Here is a 21,509-nt window from a genome sequence, read left to right as displayed (position 1 = left end):
TTAATGAACAGTTTTGGGTAGGCAAAGGGTAACGACAGTTCCTTCCCCAGGCTCCGAAGATATCGCTAGAGTACCTCCGGCTCCACGGGCTCGCTCCTCCATGCTAAATAGACCAACGCCGTTACCAGCGGTCGTACCGTTGAAACCTGCGCCTCGGTCCACGATTTTCACAACGGTTGCCTCTTCTGAATCGTCAACCGTTACATGAGCTTCTGACACATCGGCATACTTGGCCACATTGGTTAACGCCTCCTGGATGATGCGGTACATGGCGATCTCCCGGTTCATCTCCAGTCGTTTTCGCAGATTGCATTCCAGTTCCACTTCAATCCCGTAGTGCCGGGTATAGTTCTCAATATAAGTGCGAATGGCCGGAACGACACCAAGGTCATCCAGTACGGATGGTCTCAGTTCCCATGCCATGCCGCGTACATCCTCCATAATGCCCGTAACTTGTTTCCGCAGTGCTTCCACGCCAGATTGGGGCTGATCAGCCAACAGCCGATCCATCTGAATGACGAGAGAGAAGAGACTCTGTCCAATGCCGTCATGCAACTCTCGGGAGATGCGGCCTCGCTCCTCTTCCTGAATGTTCATGACCTGGGTCATCATCGTCTGTAACTCGGCTTCGACCCGCTTCAGCTTGGTTACCTCACTACGAACGGCCAAATATTGATAGGGTTCACCATCATTATCGAGAAAAGGTACAATGGTTGTATTCACCCAATAATGGCTGCCATCCCTGGCACGGTTACGAATCTCTCCGTTCCACACTCGTCCGGAAGAGATAGTTTCCCACAGGTTCTTCATAAAGTTCTTGCCGTGATAACCCGAATTAATGATTCGATGATCCTGACCAATCAATTCTTCCCGATCATATTGTGAGATTTCGCAAAATTTATCGTTTACATACTGAATCTTGCCTTTGCGGTCCGTGAGGGCTACAATGGACGACTCATCCAGGGCAAACTTCAGATCACTGAGCTGATGCAGAGAACCTTTCAGTCTGCTGCGGAATTCAGTAACTGTGATGTGACTGTCGATTTCCTCCAATAACTGACGCACAGGTTGGTCGGCAAATCCGCTAAGTCTGTTTTTACGTGTGCTACTCAAAGTTAAGCAACCCCTTTTTCATCGCAAACTTCACCAGTTCCGGTCTGGTTCGAAGGCCGAGCTTCTCCATCAGATTGCTTTTGTGGGATTCGACCGTTTTGACACTGATCACCAGATGTTCAGCGATTTCCTTGTTGGCGTAACCCTTGGCAATCCAGGACAAAATCTCTTTCTCCCGCTCCGATAACGTGTCATACGGTCCGGCGTTCTCCTGCTTCGCTTTGTCCAGGTATTCACTCATCAGCCGCTTGGTCGCACTTGGGTACAGATAGGCGCTACCCTCTGCTACGGAACGAATGGCGGCGAGCAATTCTTCATGCGGCGCACTCTTGAGAATATATCCGGATGCTCCCGCGTGGATGGCACGGAACAGATATTCTTCATCGTCATGCATGGTCAGTATCAGAATCGAGACATCCGGCATCAATTTCTTCAATTCAGCGGTAGCTGTCAGACCATCTTTGCCTGGCGGCATGCTGAAATCCATCAATACCACATCCGGCTTCAGTTCTTGTGCCTTGGCAATAGCTTCATCACCATCGGCCGCGTCTCCAACAATATGTATATCATTCTTTCCTTCGAGCAGGGCAATCAGCCCGGAGCGTACAACTACATGATCGTCGACAACTAATAATTGAATCACATCATTTTCCTCCTGTCCGGTTCCACAGTTCTTTCTTTATCATACCAAAAAAGAAAGCCATTCAGAGGGGAATCTCTGAATAGCTTCTTTTCTCTGTATATCGGACAAGAGGAATTAAACTTTAGTTCTCTGTTTTACCGAAACGCTCCTTAATCATGTCAGCAATTTCCTGTACCTGTGCCTCCACGGCAAGTGGATCATAGGGCCAGAAGCGTTCTCCGTCAAGCTTGAACACGCGATTGTTCTTCACGGCGTCCAGAGATGACCAAACCGCTGAACCCTCATCCAGTGAACCTCCGTTGGACAAATCCAGGAAGATATAGTCACCTGCGTAATCTGCCAGTTTTTCCTCGGATATCGCTGCGGTATCTTTATCCTGATCAATAAGCTCTTTCTGTACAATATCTGGTGCTTTCAGTCCGAGCTGTTGATAGATGGCCTGTCCACCCCGATTGACCCCATCCCCGTTGATGTACCATTCCTTGCCGAACAGACTGAAGTTGGAAAAGGTTATACCTTCCTTGACCAGTCCTTGAATGGACTCTTTGGCTGTCTTCACTTTTACTTCGAATTGGGATAACCAATCCTGGGCTGCCTTTTGTTTGTTAATGATTTCACCAAAAGCGGTGATTTCCTCATGGACATTGTCATATGTTCCGTAAGGGATGATGAGTGTCGGTGCGATTTTACGATATTGCTCATTCAGTTTCTCATCTCCACCTACCGTAACGATCAGGTCAGGCTGAAGTGCCAAAATTTTCTCTACTGATCCGCCGTCAATCCGACCAATGTCTGCCACGCCCTCAACGAGATCAAGCACATAAGGGCTTTCCAACTCATAATCTGGCGCGCCTACAGGCTTGACGCCAAGTGCCAGAAAATCAGCAAGGTAACCTTGCGTAACGATGCGCTGAGGATTCACGGGGATTTCAACATCTCCGTTAACCGTCGATATGACCTGTGTTTCTGCTGCGCTGGTCGCTGGTTGTTCTTCTGTTGTTTCTTTCCCTTGGCCTGAGCAGCCAATAATTCCTATTACGAGTAAGAGGATTATAAGCCCGGCCCACCATTTTGATTTAACCCCTGTCATTCTGCTTCTCCCCAATCAATAATGATTATCTTTCTCAATAAAACCTCCTATGTATCGTAGCTTTTGTGCACAAGTATCGTCTATCTCAAAATGTGACTAATTAAGTATGGACAAATGTTACCTGGCCTTAACGCTATTCTCCCGAATCAGGATGTCTACCATAAGTTCAAGCTGCTTCTCCAGAGACAAGGCATCATTACACCAGAATTGTTCCAGCTGGAGAGGGTAAATGCGACGATTTCCGTTATTCATAACCTTGCGCCAGCCCGGGCGCTCTCTGAGTTTATCTAGTGAATCGTGATACAGGCCACCTTCATGTGCCGGAAGAACAATAAACATATGATCTGCTGCATATTCTGCCAATTGATCTTCTTCGATGTATTGATGATTGTCAGGTTCCAGAACATCACGGAGGATGTTGGGGTGCGGAGTAAGATGAAGTCCATAATACACGTTATAGGCTGCTCTGGCGGTTGCATTCCAGATACAAATGGTGCCGTCTTCCCACAGCTCATACAAACCAACCGTTTCTCCAGGCTTAATAATATCCTTTAGTCGATCAGATTCGGTTCTGGCCCGTGTTGTGTAATGTTCGATCCAATCATCTGCTGCCTGTTCTCGTCCTACAATTCGCCCAATCAGACGAACAGTCTCCAGTCGATCCAGTTGGTTCCAAGGGAGAACAATGACCTGGGATATACGTTCAAGTTGTTCGAGTTTGTGCGGCAAGTAGTACAGATAATCTGGTGCGATGATCAAATCAATCGGTTCAGCGCGCAGTAATTCTTCCACGCCATGTTCATCCAGATCCATTACGTCATGCAGCTCATCCTGGATCAATGGAGAAAGGGCCCAGGGAAGAAAGGAGGCCGCAACGGGTTGAACGCCGAGGGCAAGCAGATCCCCTGTATACTGAACCGTTGCAATCCGTTTCGCACGTGGCTGCAATCGATACTCACTTGGGCTGATCCCGGTGAACTGCTTAAACTTGCGGCTTAAATATAAACCGTCAGCATAGCCTACCAGCAAGGCAATTTCATTCAATGTGGCCTGTGTGGATAGGAGGTATTGCTTTGCCTTATCCATCCGAACTCGGGTCAGATGAGCCTGGAAGCTGCGCCCCACCTGTTTTTGAAAAAATCTAGAGAAATAGCTTGCGTTAAATCCGGTCATGCGGGCAATGTCTTCCCGGGTGAGATGATCACCGTAGTGATGATTGATATAGTAAAGAGCATCCCGAATTACACTGTCCACCATTTCTGTGGCAGGTTTAACCGCCAGCCTGAACAACTCAAGCAGCTCACTCAGCAGAAAATGGGATCGGGCTTCTTCGGTCTGAATGCTGCCTGAACGCTTGTCGGTAAGTTCCTGGATAATGGCAAGAATCCGTAGCCCTTGTGAACTGGCTCCAGTCTTTGATCCATGTGCAGGCAAGTTCTCTGATGTAAGTTCATAGACACGCTTCTCATGGGACTCTTTCGTTAATCCGTATTCCAGAAAGCCGATATGATATACCGTGAAAGCAGAAGCCGGAGTATGTATAAGCTCCAGGGAGCATGGGGGATACAGGAAAAGGGTCTGGCCTTTATGTAAAACGCCATGTATCTGCTCATAGTGGAAGTTCACCGTGGCTGTACAAGTCACCAGGGAAGGCGACTCTATGGAAATAAATCCGTTTTGCTGTGCTGCTTCCCAAGGAATCACACTGGCATGTGTCAGTACGAGCATATCTGTAGCCTCCTAGCCGTATGTTCTATCCTGAACATATCGATGTATGGACTCGATTATATCAATCTGTGAGAGTGACGTCGACGTACACAGAGGAGTGATTGCAGGGTGACTAATTAACGCTTGTCCAACTAAGAATAAACCATAATCAAAAAAGTCTTGTTACTCCCATAAGGAAATAACAAGACTTCTTAGCGTATTACAGACAGCTGTGTTTATCCATATACTCTTGGTTGCAGCTGTATAGCGACCTGTTCGGTCTGACGGACCATCTCCGGTGAGAACGTGCAGGGTAATCTGCTGCCAAGGAGCAACACGGCGCCAGGAACACTTCCTTGCTGGAACACAGGCACTGCTATGGCACATACCAACCGCTCCGCAAGCATTAACGGGCAACGGCCGGGTGTATGCTCCCCGGTGGATTGTGCATCAGATAGAGCGGTGCGTCCAGTTCGAAGCGCTGTGCCAACCAGATCTTGTCCGGGACGCATCTCCATGCGTTTCACCCGTTCATTGCTGGCGCCGGAGGTATACTTCCAGCGCAACATCGTGCCGGACAGACAGGCCAGTCCGCAAAAATCGCTGGAGGTACTCAGGCGCAGGCCGTCGATCATCTCCTGAATGCCAGATGGCAGTTCATCATGCATGAGAGGACACTTCCTTTTTTGGAATCATACCGTATGTTACGGTGTAATCAATATCGTTAACCTGTGGTCAGGGAAATCTTAAAATAAGGGTTTTTCGCTGCTGCTTCTATTGTAGCCCCTTTCTATTGTATTGTAATTCAGGGAAAACCCCTATTTCCGTTCTGCAATTTGCTGATCCTGTGTATGGACAGGCATTCAGGCCAGGAACAGCAAGGCTTTTTTCGATTGCGGAGTCGTAAAGGTACCTCATAAGTGTGATTTATCTCACAGCAAATTCAGGGAGTTTCCCCGTGAGGTTCAGGTAATCCCCCGATAACCCCAGCGCTATATTCGCGGTATGATGGATACATAAGGAAACACCGAGGGGGACGATGGTAATGGGTACGGTATTCACAGAAAGAACAACCCAGGCGACACAACAAGAACAGACGGAGGCGAGCAAGATGACACGGGAGACAGGTGGAATCCTTTCGTTCGTGACACCTGAACAATGGGGCTTGATCGAGGCAAAGATGCAGCCTAAACGGGTAAAGTCGGGGTACAGTCTCTTTCTGGAAGGCGATGAAGCCGGATACCTGTACTACATTCGCTCGGGAAGAGTGAAGCTGACCAAGTCGACTGAGGATGGGAAAGAAATCATTTTATCGATTCAGCAAACCGGGGATCTGATTGGAGAGTTTGGCGGCATCGGCGGATTATCCCATAGCTACAGTGCAGAGATGGCAGAAAAAGGGGAGCTGGGGATCATCTCGCTCAGCGACTTGGAAAGTGTGCTCAGCAAACACGGTGACCTTGCCTTGAAATTTCTGCAATGGATGGCGCTCGCCCAGCGTATCACCCAGTCGCGTTTCCGTGATCTCTTGCTCTATGGCAAGGCAGGTGCACTCGCATCGACGCTCATTCGTGCCAGCAACTCGTATGGCAGAATTACGCCAGATGGCATCGTGTTGGAAATGAAGCTGAATCATACCGAGTTATCGGAAATGATTGGTGCAACGCGGGAGAGTGTAACGCGTATGTTGGGAGCCTGGAAAGAACAGGGGACGCTGGACACCGTGGATGGAAAGCTGATGATTCGTGACCTGGCAGCCTTGCGCTGCATGTGCGGATGTCCTACATTTCCAAGCTGCCCGGTAGAGCTGTGCCGATTGTAATGAAAGCAAGTTGAATAGGGTTGTTTCCTTCCATGGCGATTGGGGTCGTTAAGGAGAAATCAAAAAAGCTGATGTCCGATTTACTCGGGATCAGCTTTTTGGCGTGATATGAGCGGCTTGAAGCAGTGGTAATGAATAGACAAGTTTAGAGGGTTCAGTTAACGGGGCAGGAAATCAAGAATTGGAAACGAATACATAGATTGGTTTACCCAAAATAGGTTGATCAACGTAATTTCAACATTCGAGTAATAAAAGAATCATAAAAAAGGAGTAAATTTTACCATGATGGATTTACAAAGTTTTGTTTCAGATTACACAAAAGATAAGAAACATTTACAGCTTGTTATCGGGATTGTTAGGGAGGGAGATGTTGAATACTATTCATTTGATAATAATAAAAAGAAAAGGTTGATCCCTCCTGAGCATAAGTTGTTTGAAATCGGCTCCATAACTAAAGTTTTTACATCCATACTTTTATTAGAAATGGAAAAAGAAAAACTGCTTTCATCGGATGACATTGTTGGTAAGTTCGTGCAAAACGTTGAAAACGATTATTTGAATAAGATTACCTTGAGAAGCCTTGCTACTCATACTTCTGGATTACCCATGTTGGCAACCAACCACAATTTGGCTAAAAAAAGATCGAATCCTTATTCAATGTATACCGAGCAAGATTTAACTGCTTTTTTATCTACTGCTGATTACACGGATAGCATTGGTTCGTTTGGATATTCCAATATTGGTGTGGGTTTACTGGGATACATACTATGTAAGGTGTCAGGAAGTACGTATGACGAACTGTTAAAAAAATACATAACGAGTCCATTAAGGATGAATGAGACAGCCGTTATGCTTGATTCAGAACAGGATGGCAGGTTTTTGAATGGACATGCTTCAACGGGGAAAAGAGTCCCTCATTGGGATCTCTCTATACATGAAGGAGCTGGAGGTATTAAGTCATCTGTTAGCGATTTGAGTTTATTTGTCCAAGCTAATCTAAATGATGATCATCCGATAGCCGCTACTCTACAAAAGAGTCATCTCCCTATATGGATCGGAGATTCAAACCGTTATTTTGGCTGGGGTGAGGATAAAGTTCTAGATAAAGGTATCCTCTGGCATAACGGGGGTTCAGCTGGTTTTAATAGTTATCTAGCTTTCAACAAGGAATTCCGTGTAGGAGTTGTATTGCTATCCAATTATTCTTTTTTCTCAAATTCTCTTATGGATCATTATTTTGCTCAAATCATCAAATGGATTACTAAAAAAGAGCCTTCTCAAGGAACGATGATAGACTCTACAGGTATAAAAATATTGGAAGAAATCATGCAGAGAGAAGCGTCATTAAAGTAACGGGAATCGATAGAAGTAGCCACCTAATCATTAGGTGGTTTTCTTATGGTTAATGAATCTCATCCAAGATAACTAATATATGATACAAAGGAGGAGGCGTTAACGCCCTCCTGCATCATATCAGGGTATTCACTCACCTATATATTCCTTTGCTAGAATCGAATATAGACACGAATCATGATATTCCCCTTTGTAATACCAATGCTCTCGCATCAGACCTTCACGCTGCATGCCAATCTTCTGCATAACGTTCTCTGAAGCCTTGTTGTTCGGGCGGCATTTCGCGTAAATGCGGTGTGCACCAAGTGTATTGAAGCCAAAGCCAAGCATGGCTCGGGCTGCTTCGGCAGCATACCCTTTCCCCTGATAAACGGGATTGAGCACATAACCGATTTCTGCGTTTGTCTTTTCGATGTGAAGGCCAACACCGCCGATCAGGATACCCTCCTTTTTCAAGCATATCGCCAGTTCGAAGCCCTCTCGAGGTTGTGTTTGCTGTGAATTCAGCACAAATTCCACATAATCTCGCGTATCTTCTTCCGTATTCGGTCCCCATGCCGTATGCTGAGTAACTTCTGTCATGGATGTGTAGCTATGTATACTTTTCCAGTCTGTCTCCAGAATATCGCGGATGATGAGTCGTTCGGTTTCCAATTGCATCGCTGTTCCCTCCTATATAAAACAAAAATAGCCCAATAACCGATCCGTGTAAAGGATGGGTTATGAGCTATGTAAATGTAGGAATGCTATTGTGGTTGTTTACATTCAACTGCGGGATAAGTATAAGCCAGCTTGCGGATAATTTCCTTTTGCCATTTGGTGTCACCCAGATTGGTTGCCAGGTTCAGAAGATCCAAATAATCGTCAAGCTGCAGATCAGCCTTTTGCAGAGTTGTATTCATTCGATGTTCGTTCCCCTTTATCTATAAAATCGTAAAGTCATGTAAAGTAGACAGCAGACTTGAGACAATCTCAAGAATGATAATCATTATCACAGTTATATTATCATTATGCAATGAACGATGGCAAAATGCAATGCCAAGCTCGAAAGTACTCAACTTTTTTTCGAAAAAAGGCTCATCCACAGTAGATAGGGAACGTACACACCCAGGTATGCAGACGGATAAAGGAACCATCCATTTAACAGGAAATGGTGAATTTCTGTGGTGAATGTTGTCATATGGGCATTCGTTGCGTACACATCACCGGCAATGACAGTGGCCGCACTATAGAAACATAGCAGGGCAAGTACATGGAAAATGCGGGTCACCATTCGGGAGCGAAGCGCAACAAAAACCATAATCAGTGGAACAATCAGCAGGAGCAGAAGAAATAGAAACTTCATCATACAGGTCTCCTTTGGGATTTTGTTAACCAGTATGGGCAATTAGTGGAATTTCCAAAAGTTTTTGCAAACATTTTACAATAAGAAAGAGGAATTCAGCATATGAAAGATTAAATTAAAGGTGGATAACCCATTATCAGGTAATTATGAGGAGGAGAAGGCAAGTATGAAGAAAGCGATATGGCAGCATTGGCTCGGGGGATTCCTGGTCTTTATCATGATGGCAACGGCATTGCTTCAACCTGGTTCACAAAGTCCGGTACAGGCCGCTGCAGCACCCATTACGGTATCGCAGGCCATCGCTGCCCAGAGTGGTGGAGGAACGGCAACGGTAGAAGGATATATTGTTGGACATGCTACCGGATCGCTTACAGCCAAGTTTACATCTCCTTATGCCAATGATTTCAACTTCCTGATTGCAGATTCAGCGACAGAGAAGACCAACGCGAAACTGCTCGACGTGCAGATTCCAGCGTCGTACCGCTCACAATATGGACTGGCTTCCAACCCGAATCTTGTAGGGCAAAAGGTTATCGTAACCGGAACGCTTGGCGCATACAACAGTTATGCCGGAGTTAAGAATCCTACCTCAATCGCACTCTCCTCTGGAACAACCAATCCTGATCCTGATCCAGGCACAACGCTGCCAGATGGTACAGGGAAGAAAGTATTGTTCGACAACACGCATGCTCAGACAGCCGGGGCTGCAGACTGGGTTATTGATGGGGCATTTTCGGACTTTGCGAATGGTTTGCGAAACGCAGGCTTTACTGTGGATCAGCTGGATCGCAGCATCCCGTATACCTTCGGTGAGCAAGCCATCACCTTTAATAAATTGAAAGATTATGATGTCTTCGTTATCGGCGAAGCGAACGTGCCTTTCAAAGCGACTGAGCAGGCTGCGCTGTTGCAATATGTACAGAATGGTGGCAGTGTCTTCTTCATTGCCGACCACTATAACGCAGACCGAAACAAAAACCGCTGGGATTCCTCCGAAGTATTCAACGGCTATCGCCGGGGTGCATTCTTGAATCCAGCCAAAGGCATGTCGTCAGCAGAAGCCGAATCTCCAGCCATGCAAGGCGTGACCAGTTCAGACTGGTTGGCATCCAACTTCGGTATTCGTTTCCGCTACAATGCACTTGGTGACGTTAATGCAACGGATATCGTTGCACCGTCTCAGTCATTTGGCATTACAACCGGTGTGAGCGCTGTAGCCATGCATGCAGGTTCCACCCTCGCCATTATTGATCCGAACAAAGCCAAAGGTCTGGTGTATGTGCCTAGCGGTGTATCCAAATGGGGCAACGCGGTAGATCAAGGCGTATACAATGGCGGCGGACGGGCTGAAGGGGCCTATGCAGCGATCGCCAAGATCGGTGCAGGTAAAGCAGCATTTATCGGTGACTCCTCACCTGTGGAGGATGCCACTCCGAAATATTTGCGTGAAGAGACAGGCGCTTCCAAAACAACGTATGACGGATTCAAAGAAGTGAACGACGGTGTATTTCTCGTGAATACCGTGAAGTGGCTGGCAGTGAAAGAGAGCTACACAAGTCTGGCGCAGGTGTCTGGACTGACATTGGATACACCGACCAGTCTGCTTGCGATTGAAGCTCCGGCTTCATCCACCGAGCCGAAAACTGAGCCCTGGGCTGTGCCGGCAGCAGGATACAAATGGTATGATCCTACAACGTTTAAAGCTGGCTCGTACGGCAAAGCGCAGTAAGGTAAGCAGCAAGGTAAATAAATATACGGATAATCGGCTTGTCCGCAACGATTGCGGACAGGCTTTATTTTGTATAAATGCCCGGAGCAGAGGGAAACGTATGGGTAATTATGAATGATGAGCGAGATGCCAAGGTGAGGAGGAAGACCATGATGAATCGGCAAGCAGACTGCGACAGCTCGACCATGAGGCAGAAACTCAAAGGGGACCTTCATCGTGTGGCAGATCGAATGAACCTGACGTTATCCACTTTTGATAATGACAGTGTGTGTCTGCTGGGCCAATTTGCGGAGATTCGGGCCGAGATCAAGCAGATTGAGGTGCTGGCGTCTTCCTTTTATCTGGATTGTTATCTTTCTCCCTTCACGGAGAAATTTGCCGAACTGACTGCCAGTGTACAGCATTTGTCGGATCGCAGATATGGCGCTCTCATTGTGATTGAACGGGAAGTGCCACTTGAACCGATTATCCACTCAGGGGTTGCAGTAGATGCCCGGGTCACTCATGCGCTGCTGGAATCGCTGTTTATACCGGGTGCACCTCTGCATGATGGGGCTGTACTGATTCGGGGCAATCAGATTGTATCCGCGGGCAATGTACTGCCCTTGTCCCAGGCGGTTGCACGTGAACGGAAGATTGGCACACGGCATAGGGCTGCTCTTGGATTGAGTGAGCTGACGGATGCGGTTGTGCTGGTTGTCTCGGAAGAGACCGGTCAAGCTTCATTTGCCGTGGGTGGGGATCTGCATCCCATCAACGTGGTTGAAACCCTGCCATGATTCTCCGTCGACGTTTTTTACCAATTCCATACTGGAGTAAACAAACCTTTTTCCCTATGAAGAGAGAAAGGTCTTTTTGTTACATCGTGATGTGATTTTGCACAAACTTGATAATCATGGGTACAATAGAGGGTGGAAGACGAACTGAAGAAGGCGAATTGATCGCAAAAATGGTTGGAGGAGACGGTTAACACATGAGCTGGTTTGAAGCAATGGAACATCACGATTATGAGGAACTGGTACTGTGCCAGGATAGAGCCTCTGGGTTAAAAGCAATTATTGCTATTCACGATACAACACTCGGTCCTGCGTTGGGAGGCACACGGATGTGGACCTATGCTTCGGAGGAAGCTGCCATTGAAGATGCCTTGCGCCTTGCGCGGGGAATGACATATAAACATGCTGTATCCGGACTGAATCTGGGCGGAGGCAAAGCCGTAATAATCGGAGATCCGCGCCGCGACAAAAATGAAGCGATGTTCCGGGCTTTTGGCCGATACATTCAGGGACTGAACGGACGTTATGTCACCGCAGAGGATGTGGGAACCACAGAAGAAGATATGAATCTGATCTATCAGGAGACCGACTATGTCACAGGCATATCGCCAAGCTACGGCTCCTCAGGCAATCCTTCCCCGGCAACAGCCTATGGCGTATATCAAGGCATGAAAGCCGCGGCGAAGGAAGCATTCGGCACGGATCTCCTGGAAGGCAAAACCGTGGCGGTACAGGGTGTGGGCAACGTGGCGATGCGTCTGTGCAAATATTTGTACGAAGAAGGCGCACAGCTGATCGTTACCGATATCCATAAGGATTCCGTGAAACAGGCTGTGGATCAATTCGGTGCAAAAGCGGTAGACCCTGCCGATATTACTGGAGTGGAATGTGATATTTATGCGCCGTGTGCATTAGGCGGTACAATTAATGACGATACGTTGAAACAGCTCACGGCCAAGGTTGTGGCAGGATGTGCCAACAACCAGCTGCTGGAGCCGCGTCATGGTGATAAGCTGCATGAGATGGGAATCGTATACGCACCAGACTACGTGATCAATGCAGGTGGCGTAATTAATATTGCGGATGAGCTGAACGGCTATAATGCGGACCGTGCCTGGAGCAAGGTTGGGGAGATCTACAATAATCTGGAGAAAATCTTTGACACGTCGCGGACCGAAGGCATCGCAACGTATATTGCTGCGGATCGTCTGGCTGAACGCCGGATTGAACTGATGAAGAATACACGCAGCACGTTCCTGCAAAATGGTCATCACGCGCTGAGTTCCCGCAGACTGCGCGGGTAAATTTTAAGGTTTCAAAATACAATAAAATGTAAAACAGCTAAAGGCAGGCATCCGTATGGTGAACTGCACCCCATTTGTTAGAGAACATCTATCAATTGGAGGTGCAGTGCAATGGATGCCTGCCTTCTCTTTTTTTGAGTTTAAAGAGTTTTTTGTAAGGCGCTCATCATATGGCTCTGCTAATATTAAATAATCATATAGCCCGAGAGGAACGAAATATATGCTGGTACTAGCCACAGTTATCGCTGTAATTACAGGAATCATCTCAGTGTTCCATATTTTATTTGGTTTAAAGGATTCAGGGATAAGCATGAGTATGTTGGTCAACATCTCAGAGCTGCTATTATTTCAAAACGTAATACACTTCTGATTTAGCAGCTTCACAAATCGATCCAGCGCGCTGCTTACGTATCGATCTTCACCCCGGACAAAGGTCGTTGTGGTATGTGTGAATCGTTCGGCCAGATCATATACCGAGAACTCATCCGGTTTCTTATGAATAACGCTGCAAGGCATAATGGTAAAAGCAATCCCCGACTCCACACAGCTGAGCAAGTTATCCATCGTGCTGACTTCAATCATATTGCGAGCAGACAAACCTTCTTCCTGCAAAAATTCCTCCGTAATTTCACGGTATGGGCAGCCTTTTGGGAAAACGACCCACGAAACCTGACACAGGCTTTCGGGTGGTACGTCCATCCGTTTGGATAGGATATGCACTGTGTCCTGCATTTCATATTCCACTTTTAGCCCCTCTTTCACACAGGCACCACTGATAAAAGCACCATCAATCTCATACTCTTGTATTTTTTTGCGCAGCAATTTGGGTGAAGTGGCGTTAACAAGTGAGATGGAGACTTCGGGATATGTCACTTGGTATTCATTGAGAATCTCCATGAACCGGCTGGATGCCGCCGTCTCTACAATCCCGATTTTCAACGTGCCTGAAGGCTCACCGGGATCAGTCATATCCTGCTCCAGATCGTTTAACAGGTCACGGATGCGTGTTGCATACTGGACAAACTGTTCTCCTTTGGAAGTCAGCACCACCCCTTTGGGAAAACGGTTGAACAACTGCACCTGATATTCCTGCTCCAGTTTTTTGATGCGTGTGGTGACGTTGGATTGAGCGTAATTCAATTCTTTGGCGGCTTTTGAGATTTTGCCGGACCGTGCCACCGCGAGAATAATGTCGATATCCGATAGTTCCATGGCTCTGGCCTCCTGATTATATGCTAACTCTGTAAAAGAGTTGAAATGAGATGAGATGTTAGGTATCTCTATGAGAGATATATCTATATATTTCAATCATTTTACGATATATATATGCTGTCTTACAATATCGTTATCAACAGCGCATTTTACAGAGCGATGGAATCATGCAAAATGCCGACATGGAGAAGGAGTTGTGATGAAAAATATGTCTACATTACTGAGCCCGGTGAAGATCAACGAATGGCATTTGAGAAACAGACTAGTGATGGCACCTCTTACCCGAGGATTTGCCAATGATCAGGATGGGACTGCGACGGAAGAGATGGTGGCGTATTACGAGCGACGTGCCCGGGATGGTGTGGGGCTGATCATTACAGAAGGTATCAACCCTTCGCTGACTGGCAAAGGAACCTATGGCATCCCCGGACTATATACGGCTGAACAGACCGAATCATGGAAGAAAGTAACGAATGCCGTCCATAAACACGGAGGGACCATCATCGCTCAGCTGTGGCATGTGGGCAGACTGTCTCACTCCGATCTGATCGGTACCCCGCCGCTGGCACCTTCAAGCATTCCTGCTCAAGGAAGAGTCCATAAGTTGCATAAGCCGTATCAAATACCTCAGGCCATGAGTGTGCAGGATATCCGGGATACCATTCAACAATTTCAAACGGCTGCCCGCAATGCGTTACTGGCTGGATTCGACGGAATTGAGCTGCATGCAGCTCATGGTTATCTGATCGATCAGTTTATCAATGAGAAGACGAACCACAGAACAGACGAATACGGAGGCGATATCCAGGGACGATTGCGTTTTCTGAAGGAAATCATCATTGCAGTCCAAAAAGAAATTAGCGTGGATCGCATATCGGTACGATTTTCCGAGAAAAAAGATGATGACCCTTCCTATGTCTGGTCAGACAATGCTGGAGTGCTGAACGCCTATCTGAATCTGTTCCGTGAGACAGGCATTACAATCTTACATCCTTCAACAGATCGGTACACCAGAGTCTGGGATGGGGAGCAGAATTTCCATGAGGCGATTCGCCAGCAGTGGGAAGGTATCATCATTGGCGTAGGGGATCTTGAGGCAAAAATAGCAGAGCAGGCTGTGCAAGATCGTAGCATTGATTTGGCAGCGTTCGGCAGACCGTTTATCGCCAATCCTGATCTGGTGCAAAAATTGCGTACGGGGCAGCAGTTGATCGAGTATGATGCCAATGCACATTTAACTGTGTTGGTGTGAATGTAGAAAGAAAAGGGCAGAAGCTGATCCTACAGATCACTCTGCCCTTTGTTTAACGAATCGTATACAAATTCGTCTGTTTTCGATGTTGACCATGGTTGAATATTTTCGATGCTGCAGCAACTTGCAGAGGATAGGGTCAGATGCTCAAACACTTTGTGATAAATCCAACGGTTCAATTTCACTATTTCTGGTTGAGCTTTTTTCGATATACCACAGGATGATCATGCACAACGCATAGACCAAGCTGAAGGCCAGAATAATGATCCATAAGCTCCCCATGTCCATGCTTTTGATGAAAATACCTGTCAAGTATGGGCTAAGTGTATAACCCAGGCAGCCTACAAATAGCAGCAAGCCGTTAAACCGCCCCTGATGTGTATCCGGCACTCGCGAAGCGATATATAGATTGATATTGGTTTGCACCAGAATCTCTCCAACGGTCCACAGTACGGTAGAGACGGCGACGATGGTGAAATGGGGAAAGTAACCCATCAGGCTCAATGCACCAAATCCAATTCCATAGAAGAGCGCACCTGTGGCAATGGAGTTTAGCGCAGTTAACTTACGTGTAACGGATAGGATCAAGGTGGTCAGGATAATGACGCTGATAGCATTAATGGTCATGACTGAGCCGTAATATGCTGCCCCGTCCTCTCCGAACGAATCATTCATTTGTAGCGGAAGGCTAAACGAGGATTGCATATAAATAAAATAGTTGAGAAATGATACCAAGATGAAAAAGGCGACGAGCGGATTTTTCATAAGAAGTCTGAATAAAGGAGTGGGAGGTTGGCTCGATTGTAGATGTACAGAATTCTTGCTGTCTGTAGATGTCATTACCTTGCTTGTACCGATCTTTACCTGGTTGATGATAATGAAGGTGGATATCAGAAATACAGTGCCGATACTTATAAAGACGATATGGACATGATCCTTGATGAAAAAACCGGCTACCAATGGTCCGATGGCTATACCCAAATTGACTCCCAAATACATAAGGGAGAAGGCGGACTTTCGCTCGTTCTCCTCCGTACACAGTTGAATGATTAATGCGTTATAAGCAGGGCGAGTAATGCTGATGAAGAACATGACAGCAATCAGTAAATACCCAACCGTAATGGTGCCCGACCAGAACGAACAGCATATTATCATTGTGGCGGACAACAATTGCCCGGTAACAATAATTGTTTTTTTGCCCATAAGGTCACTTAAATAGCCACCAAGAAGGACAGCTGGTCCACTAATCAAGGCTGCCAGTGATACAAAGATACCTGCACTGACAACATTCATCCCCATCTGTAAAGTCAGGACTAAGGTAATAAGGGAAAAAACAAAATCTCCTGCGCTGTTAATCGTTCTGGCTAAACAGAGGTAATATATTTCACGGCTCAAACCCGCGTATGATTTAAATAAAGACAAGAATTCCAGCCCTCCCCAATACAACTGTCAATCCAAATACAAGCCTTTATGGTTCATCCCGTGTTTTATACGGGTTCGGTAACAGTAACTTCAATCTTGAAGCGATCGTACATATCCAGCAGTGTTTGACGCAATTCTTCGAATGAATTCCCCTCCACAATGGCAAAACCCGATCTGGTCATCGTATCGCTCACGTCCCCGGCACGTTGTCCCACTTGATAGGATACATTGAATTCAATGATGCCGGAGATATCTTCATAATCTTCTATACCTGATATGCTTTGAATCATTCCTGCGCGAGAAGGGAAGCAGATCATACCCGTATATTTATTATTCGTCTTTTGTTTGTTGAACTCATATATTCCAACTTCCAAATCGCTTACTGCCTCGAATAAATCAACACCATGTGTGTTCTTGATACAAGGAGGCATAACCTGTGAACCCCCGATTCTTGCACCGATTTCTCCAAATACCACTTCTCCATCCGAAGTTAGAAAAAGCTCGGCATGCGTTACGGAATGATTAATCCCTAGTGCAGCAATCACCTGTTCATTGAGTTCTTTGATGTGGTGAATAAAGTTAGCCTCAGTGCCTTCAGGAAACGTAATGCTGGCCGGTGGCTTCTGCTTAGTAGCAATATCCAAACAGTTATACAGGTATTGGGAAACGGATGAAAATATAACTTTCCCCTTCGAGACAATGGAATCACAGTGAAACTCTGTACCGTTGATGAACTCCTCCAGCAAATCTCTTTGATGCTCTTTCCTTAGATTTCGGAGGTAATGGATCAGTTCTTCCATACTGGAAAGTTTGAACGTATTTATACTTCCAAATCCGCTGAGTGGCTTCACAATAATCGGGAACCCGTGTGTATCAGTGAAACGAATGTAATCCTGTTCATTAAGAGCGATTGCAATGTCAGAAGTCCGAATTCCTCGTTGATGGAGCATCTGTTTCATAATCCATTTATTGCGGACGGCTTCAGCCTGGTTGCGCTGCATACCGGGGATACCAAATTCGGATCGAAGCTGGCCGCCGATCTCAATCGCATTCTCACCCGGAGTTAACAAAGCTACGATGGAATGGGAACGTCGGATTTCAATAATGTGTTCCCTGATGTCATCCACGGATTCCAAGTGGTCCACGTATCTAATCTCATCGAAGAAGTCCTCAAGCAAATAATCATGAAGCAGATTGTGACGTTCAATAATCAGAATTTTTTTGTAATCAGTAAATTTTTTCAAAGGTTTTACGAAGTTTAAGCCAAGTGGAAGCCTGAAATCAGATATGTATACAATTGTTTTCATAAATCCTCCTTCAATGAAGAACAAAAAATAGAAAAAGACCATTTCATAACATTATATACAAAAATATTCCATTTTCAATACGGTGTTTGTAAAATTTTTGCCACGTTAAAGTGTTAATTGACAATAGATTTTTTTTGGTATACGATCTTACCGAATTTGAATAAAAGGGAGGAAATAGAAAAAAATGGAGATTACTGAAAGCAAATATGCCATACTGGGAACATTGGGAGACGATGAAGGATTCCTGACTTGCAGTATGCATATCGCTAAGAAACTCAACAACTCTGATATAATCAAGCCGTACCCCGAATTTGAAGCGGCCGCGGAAGACTTGAAATCAGGGGAAATTTCCTGCCTATTGGTCCCCGGGGCTTATCCCAAGCTCAACAGTTTCATCATGGATTCCGAATTAGTGGTGTCTGAGAGCTTTGTAGAGAAGATTCCTGCGCTGGTTCTGTCCGGATTCCATGCGGAATGTCCTGATCAGATCGACGTTATTTTTCATCATCCGGCAACTACATACTTGTTATCTGAACTCAGTATAATCTATAGAGAGAGCAGCACCGTATCGTCCAACCCGGAAGCCTGCAGGAAGGTCATGCATTACTCAGAAAGATCCATTGCGCTCACGAATCAGCTCTGTGCTGATCATTACGGGCTTGTTACCTACAAGGTATTGCGTGAGGGAATCAATATGCCGTGGGTATGTTTTACAAAAAAAGTACAGAGGGTGAATGCACTCGTATGAAGAGAATAGCTATTATATTGGATAAAAATTTGGAGATTGGTGCCGCAGCGAATGTAGCTGCCTTATTGATGGGACAAGCAGCCCTTAAAGAGCCGGATTTATATTCTGATACACCTGTACTGGATCTTAGCGGCGTTCAGCATGCGGGCATCCGGTATAGCACGGTTATTCTGAAGGCTGGGGAGAATCAATTGATCCAATTGGCTAAATCCTGCTCAGCTGACAACGACGAAGTGAGCTATGTTGTGTTTTCACAGAAGGGTCAATCACTCAATAATGCATTCGAACAATATGCAGATGAGATCGCTTCGATGGAAATGGAAGTCACCAAAGTTGTAGGTGTCATTGTGTGGGGAGAGGATGACAAGGTTAGGACAACGACCAAGAAATTTAGTGTCATGAAATGATGATGGATAAAGGCCTTTGGTTAATGGGACTTGAAGATATAGTAATGATGCAATTTGGGCAGCTGCACATCTGACTGTGTTGATATGAGTATAAAGGGAAAAGGGCAGAAGCTGATCCTAAAGATCACTCTGCCCTTTGTTTGCGTATGGAAGGATGGTTATGGGTTACTGACGACGGTAACTTTCTTTTCCGTTAAGTAGTATACGAGTGCCAGCAGAGGCATCACCAGACCAATCAGTGTGGTGAGACTCCAACCTCCATGCGCATAGGACCAGCTGCCAAGAGATGATCCAATCGCGCCCCCTACAAAAAAGATCGACATGAAAATTCCGTTTACCCGTCCTCTTGCTTCGCTCAACGAATAAATGATGCGCTGTCCCAGCACCAGATTGCCCGAGACTGCCATATCCAGTGTGATAGCAACGACCACAAGCAGAATAAGGGTAGCGGTAGAGTGGCCCTGGAACACATAGGCGAGCCCAAAAGATGCAGCCGCAATGACCATGGCGAGTCCGGTTAATATGCGGGTAAACCCTTTATCCGCCCATCTTCCGGCAATAGGTGCTGCGATAGCACCTCCGACACCAGCCAGTGCAAACCAGGCAATTCCCTGCTGGGACATGCCATATTCATTGGCGAGCTGCAAGGGAACTGTAGTCCAGAACAAGCTGAACGCGCCAAACAGACTGGCTTGATAGAGGGCTCGGCGGCGGAGCATTGGAAATGTTTTGAGCAGGGAACCTAATGAGAGGATCAATTGTCCGTAATTCATTGCAGGTTGTGGCTGACGTGCAGGAAGTGCGCGTAACAGAAGCAGTGCTAGCAGTACGGTCATGATTGCAGAGAAGACAAAGACCGCTTGCCAGCTGAGCATACTCGTAATAAAACTTGCGACAGGCCGAGCCAACATGATGCCCAGCAGCAGACCACTCATCACATTCCCGACGACCCGTCCGCGTTGCTCCTCCGAAGTGAGGTAGGTGGCATAAGGGACCAGAATTTGCGCAACAACTGAACCGATCCCGATAACGAGGGAAGCTGTCAGAAATAATACAGCATGGGAAGAAAAGGCGGCGGCAATCAATGCAACAACCAGAATGACAAGGAAAAAAGTGACCAGCCGTTTATTCTCCACAATGTCACTGAGCGGAACGATAAACAGCAGGCCAATAACATAACCGATCTGTGTTAATGTCACAATCAATCCAGCAGCAGCAGAGGAAAGCCCTGTTGTAACGCTGATTGGTCCTATAACCGTCTGAGCATAGTACAGGTTTGCCGCAATCAGCCCACACGCCGCAGCCAAAAGTAAAATCAACCAGCTTGGAACCGGGTTAGGCTTTACTTCGTTTTGCATATGCATAATCATCATCCTCCACATGTTCTCAAATTCATTTTCATTAATGTACTCGTATATTGGAATGCTAATTACTAAACGATGCGTTTACTAATTATAGACATATAATAAACTAAACGTTTAGTATTGTAAATAGGTGTGGACATTTTTTTTATTATCGAGGTAAAGTGAGCTTGAAATTGTTTAATTTATCGGTGATTTAGTATAATAAACGTATCGTTTTTATGAATTACAGATGGTTTTGTTAGTTATACAAGGAGGGCTTATGATGACAGCCAAAAGAGGGCGTCCCCGCAATGTGGAAACCCAGAATGCGATTCTTGCAGCTTCCTATGATTTATTACTGGAACACGGCTTCGGAGCCGTTACGATCGAAAAAATTGCTGAACGTGCTAAGGTGAGCAAAGCAACGATATATAAATGGTGGCCTAGTAAAGGTGCTGTCATTATGGATGGGTACATGTCTGCGGCAACGGCACGATTGCCCGTACCGGATACAGGATCGGTATTTGAAGATGTGCGCATTCATGCGAGCAATCTGGTCGATTTTTTGAGCAGCCGGGAAGGAAAAGTGATTACACAGATTGTCGGAGAGGGACAGTCTGATCCAGAACTTGCAAAAGAATACCGAACCAGATACATTCAGCCTCGTCGGCGCGAAGCGTGGGGAATTTTTGAAAAAGGTGTAGAACGGGGAGAGTTGAAAAAGGATTGTGACATCGGACTGTGTATAGACCTCGTCTATGGAGCGATGTTCTATCGCATGTTGGTGACTGGCGAATCGTTAGATACTGAATTCGTGCAGCGTTCGTTGATCTCTTTGTTTGAAGGCATTAAATCTTGATCATAGAGGAAGGCATCTTGCGGGAGGGTTAGGGCGATTCGCAAGAATCACCCTGGATGCAAAAGGCTTGTGGATGA

The 21,509-nt window shown here is 46.1% G+C and carries 21 protein-coding genes; 9 read left to right on the top strand and 12 right to left on the bottom strand.

Annotated features, from left to right (window positions below; translation table 11 throughout):
* From ACFVQB_RS31925 to ACFVQB_RS31905, 5 genes are all read right to left on the bottom strand, one after another.
* Positions 1-1,113: a PAS domain S-box protein gene (locus tag ACFVQB_RS31925; RefSeq protein ID WP_379448944.1), complete on the bottom strand. Its 1,113-nt coding sequence runs from the start codon at positions 1,111-1,113 to the stop codon at positions 1-3.
* Positions 1,106-1,756 (bottom strand): response regulator, encoded by a 651-nt coding sequence (locus tag ACFVQB_RS31920; RefSeq protein WP_376040258.1) that lies wholly within the window; start codon positions 1,754-1,756, stop codon positions 1,106-1,108. Before ACFVQB_RS31920 ends, ACFVQB_RS31925 begins: the two co-directional genes overlap by 8 nt.
* A gap of 121 nt (positions 1,757-1,877) precedes the next feature.
* Entirely contained in the window at positions 1,878-2,846 is a 969-nt protein-coding gene (locus ACFVQB_RS31915; protein WP_379448942.1) for an ABC transporter substrate-binding protein, read from the bottom strand.
* A 117-nt stretch (positions 2,847-2,963) separates the two neighbouring features.
* The gene (locus tag ACFVQB_RS31910) at positions 2,964-4,574 is read right to left on the bottom strand and encodes a helix-turn-helix domain-containing protein (RefSeq protein ID WP_379448941.1); all 1,611 of its coding nucleotides are present in this window, start codon (positions 4,572-4,574) and stop codon (positions 2,964-2,966) included.
* Between the two features lie 215 nt (positions 4,575-4,789).
* Complete coding sequence (locus tag ACFVQB_RS31905; protein ID WP_379448940.1) at positions 4,790-5,221, bottom strand: GAF domain-containing protein; 432 nt, start codon at positions 5,219-5,221, stop codon at positions 4,790-4,792.
* Positions 5,222-5,598: 377 nt separating this feature from the next.
* Between ACFVQB_RS31905 and ACFVQB_RS31900 the strand changes: the two genes are divergently transcribed.
* Both ACFVQB_RS31900 and ACFVQB_RS31895 read left to right on the top strand, forming a co-directional pair.
* Positions 5,599-6,375 (top strand): Crp/Fnr family transcriptional regulator, encoded by a 777-nt coding sequence (locus ACFVQB_RS31900; protein WP_379448938.1) that lies wholly within the window; start codon positions 5,599-5,601, stop codon positions 6,373-6,375.
* 282 nt (positions 6,376-6,657) lie between these two features.
* Positions 6,658-7,728, top strand: coding sequence for a serine hydrolase domain-containing protein (locus tag ACFVQB_RS31895; RefSeq protein ID WP_379448937.1), 1,071 nt, complete (start codon positions 6,658-6,660; stop codon positions 7,726-7,728).
* Positions 7,729-7,857: 129 nt separating this feature from the next.
* Here the strand turns inward: ACFVQB_RS31895 and ACFVQB_RS31890 are convergent, their stop codons facing one another.
* From ACFVQB_RS31890 to ACFVQB_RS31880, 3 genes are all read right to left on the bottom strand, one after another.
* Positions 7,858-8,388 carry a GNAT family N-acetyltransferase gene (locus ACFVQB_RS31890; RefSeq protein ID WP_379448929.1) on the bottom strand — a complete coding sequence of 177 codons (531 nt, stop codon included), beginning with the start codon at positions 8,386-8,388 and terminating at the stop codon, positions 7,858-7,860.
* Positions 8,389-8,474: 86 nt separating this feature from the next.
* Entirely contained in the window at positions 8,475-8,630 is a 156-nt protein-coding gene (locus tag ACFVQB_RS31885; protein WP_162842450.1) for a hypothetical protein, read from the bottom strand.
* Between the two features lie 152 nt (positions 8,631-8,782).
* Positions 8,783-9,076, bottom strand: coding sequence for a hypothetical protein (locus ACFVQB_RS31880; RefSeq protein ID WP_379448927.1), 294 nt, complete (start codon positions 9,074-9,076; stop codon positions 8,783-8,785).
* A gap of 214 nt (positions 9,077-9,290) precedes the next feature.
* On the opposite strand from ACFVQB_RS31880, the gene ACFVQB_RS31875 reads away from it, so the two are divergent.
* The 3 genes from ACFVQB_RS31875 (at position 9,291) to ACFVQB_RS31865 (ending at position 12,882) form a co-directional block, all read left to right on the top strand.
* Entirely contained in the window at positions 9,291-10,802 is a 1,512-nt protein-coding gene (locus ACFVQB_RS31875; RefSeq protein ID WP_483874970.1) for a DUF6359 domain-containing protein, read from the top strand.
* Positions 10,803-10,951: 149 nt separating this feature from the next.
* Positions 10,952-11,581, top strand: a complete 630-nt coding sequence (gene cdaS, locus ACFVQB_RS31870; protein WP_379448916.1) for a sporulation-specific diadenylate cyclase CdaS — start codon at positions 10,952-10,954, stop codon at positions 11,579-11,581.
* Between the two features lie 194 nt (positions 11,582-11,775).
* Positions 11,776-12,882, top strand: a complete 1,107-nt coding sequence (locus tag ACFVQB_RS31865) for a Leu/Phe/Val dehydrogenase (protein ID WP_379448915.1) — start codon at positions 11,776-11,778, stop codon at positions 12,880-12,882.
* Positions 12,883-13,230: 348 nt separating this feature from the next.
* Here ACFVQB_RS31865 and ACFVQB_RS31860 read toward each other — a convergent pair whose 3' ends face one another.
* Positions 13,231-14,094: a LysR family transcriptional regulator gene (locus ACFVQB_RS31860; protein WP_379448913.1), complete on the bottom strand. Its 864-nt coding sequence runs from the start codon at positions 14,092-14,094 to the stop codon at positions 13,231-13,233.
* 208 nt (positions 14,095-14,302) lie between these two features.
* On the opposite strand from ACFVQB_RS31860, the gene ACFVQB_RS31855 reads away from it, so the two are divergent.
* Positions 14,303-15,346, top strand: coding sequence for an alkene reductase (locus ACFVQB_RS31855; protein WP_379448911.1), 1,044 nt, complete (start codon positions 14,303-14,305; stop codon positions 15,344-15,346).
* Positions 15,347-15,493: 147 nt separating this feature from the next.
* Here the strand turns inward: ACFVQB_RS31855 and ACFVQB_RS31850 are convergent, their stop codons facing one another.
* Complete coding sequence (locus ACFVQB_RS31850; protein ID WP_379448909.1) at positions 15,494-16,768, bottom strand: MFS transporter; 1,275 nt, start codon at positions 16,766-16,768, stop codon at positions 15,494-15,496.
* Between the two features lie 65 nt (positions 16,769-16,833).
* Positions 16,834-18,075: an ATP-grasp domain-containing protein gene (locus tag ACFVQB_RS31845; RefSeq protein WP_379448907.1), complete on the bottom strand. Its 1,242-nt coding sequence runs from the start codon at positions 18,073-18,075 to the stop codon at positions 16,834-16,836.
* A gap of 184 nt (positions 18,076-18,259) precedes the next feature.
* Here ACFVQB_RS31845 and ACFVQB_RS31840 point away from each other — a divergent pair, with 184 nt between their 5' ends.
* Positions 18,260-18,823 (top strand): type 2 periplasmic-binding domain-containing protein, encoded by a 564-nt coding sequence (locus ACFVQB_RS31840; protein WP_379448905.1) that lies wholly within the window; start codon positions 18,260-18,262, stop codon positions 18,821-18,823.
* Entirely contained in the window at positions 18,820-19,230 is a 411-nt protein-coding gene (locus ACFVQB_RS31835) for a DUF2000 family protein (protein WP_379448903.1), read from the top strand. Before ACFVQB_RS31840 ends, ACFVQB_RS31835 begins: the two co-directional genes overlap by 4 nt.
* 158 nt (positions 19,231-19,388) lie before the next feature.
* Here the strand turns inward: ACFVQB_RS31835 and ACFVQB_RS31830 are convergent, their stop codons facing one another.
* Positions 19,389-20,588: an MFS transporter gene (locus tag ACFVQB_RS31830; RefSeq protein ID WP_379449027.1), complete on the bottom strand. Its 1,200-nt coding sequence runs from the start codon at positions 20,586-20,588 to the stop codon at positions 19,389-19,391.
* A 268-nt stretch (positions 20,589-20,856) separates the two neighbouring features.
* On the opposite strand from ACFVQB_RS31830, the gene ACFVQB_RS31825 reads away from it, so the two are divergent.
* Positions 20,857-21,432, top strand: a complete 576-nt coding sequence (locus tag ACFVQB_RS31825; protein ID WP_379449024.1) for a TetR/AcrR family transcriptional regulator — start codon at positions 20,857-20,859, stop codon at positions 21,430-21,432.
* Positions 21,433-21,509 lie beyond the last annotated feature (77 nt).

It is taken from the genome of Paenibacillus sp. NPDC057886, from assembly GCF_042796655.1.
Classification (GTDB): domain Bacteria; phylum Bacillota; class Bacilli; order Paenibacillales; family Paenibacillaceae; genus Paenibacillus.
The sequence above is the reverse complement of the archived record's forward strand: the minus strand, read 5'-3'. Positions and strand labels throughout refer to the sequence as shown.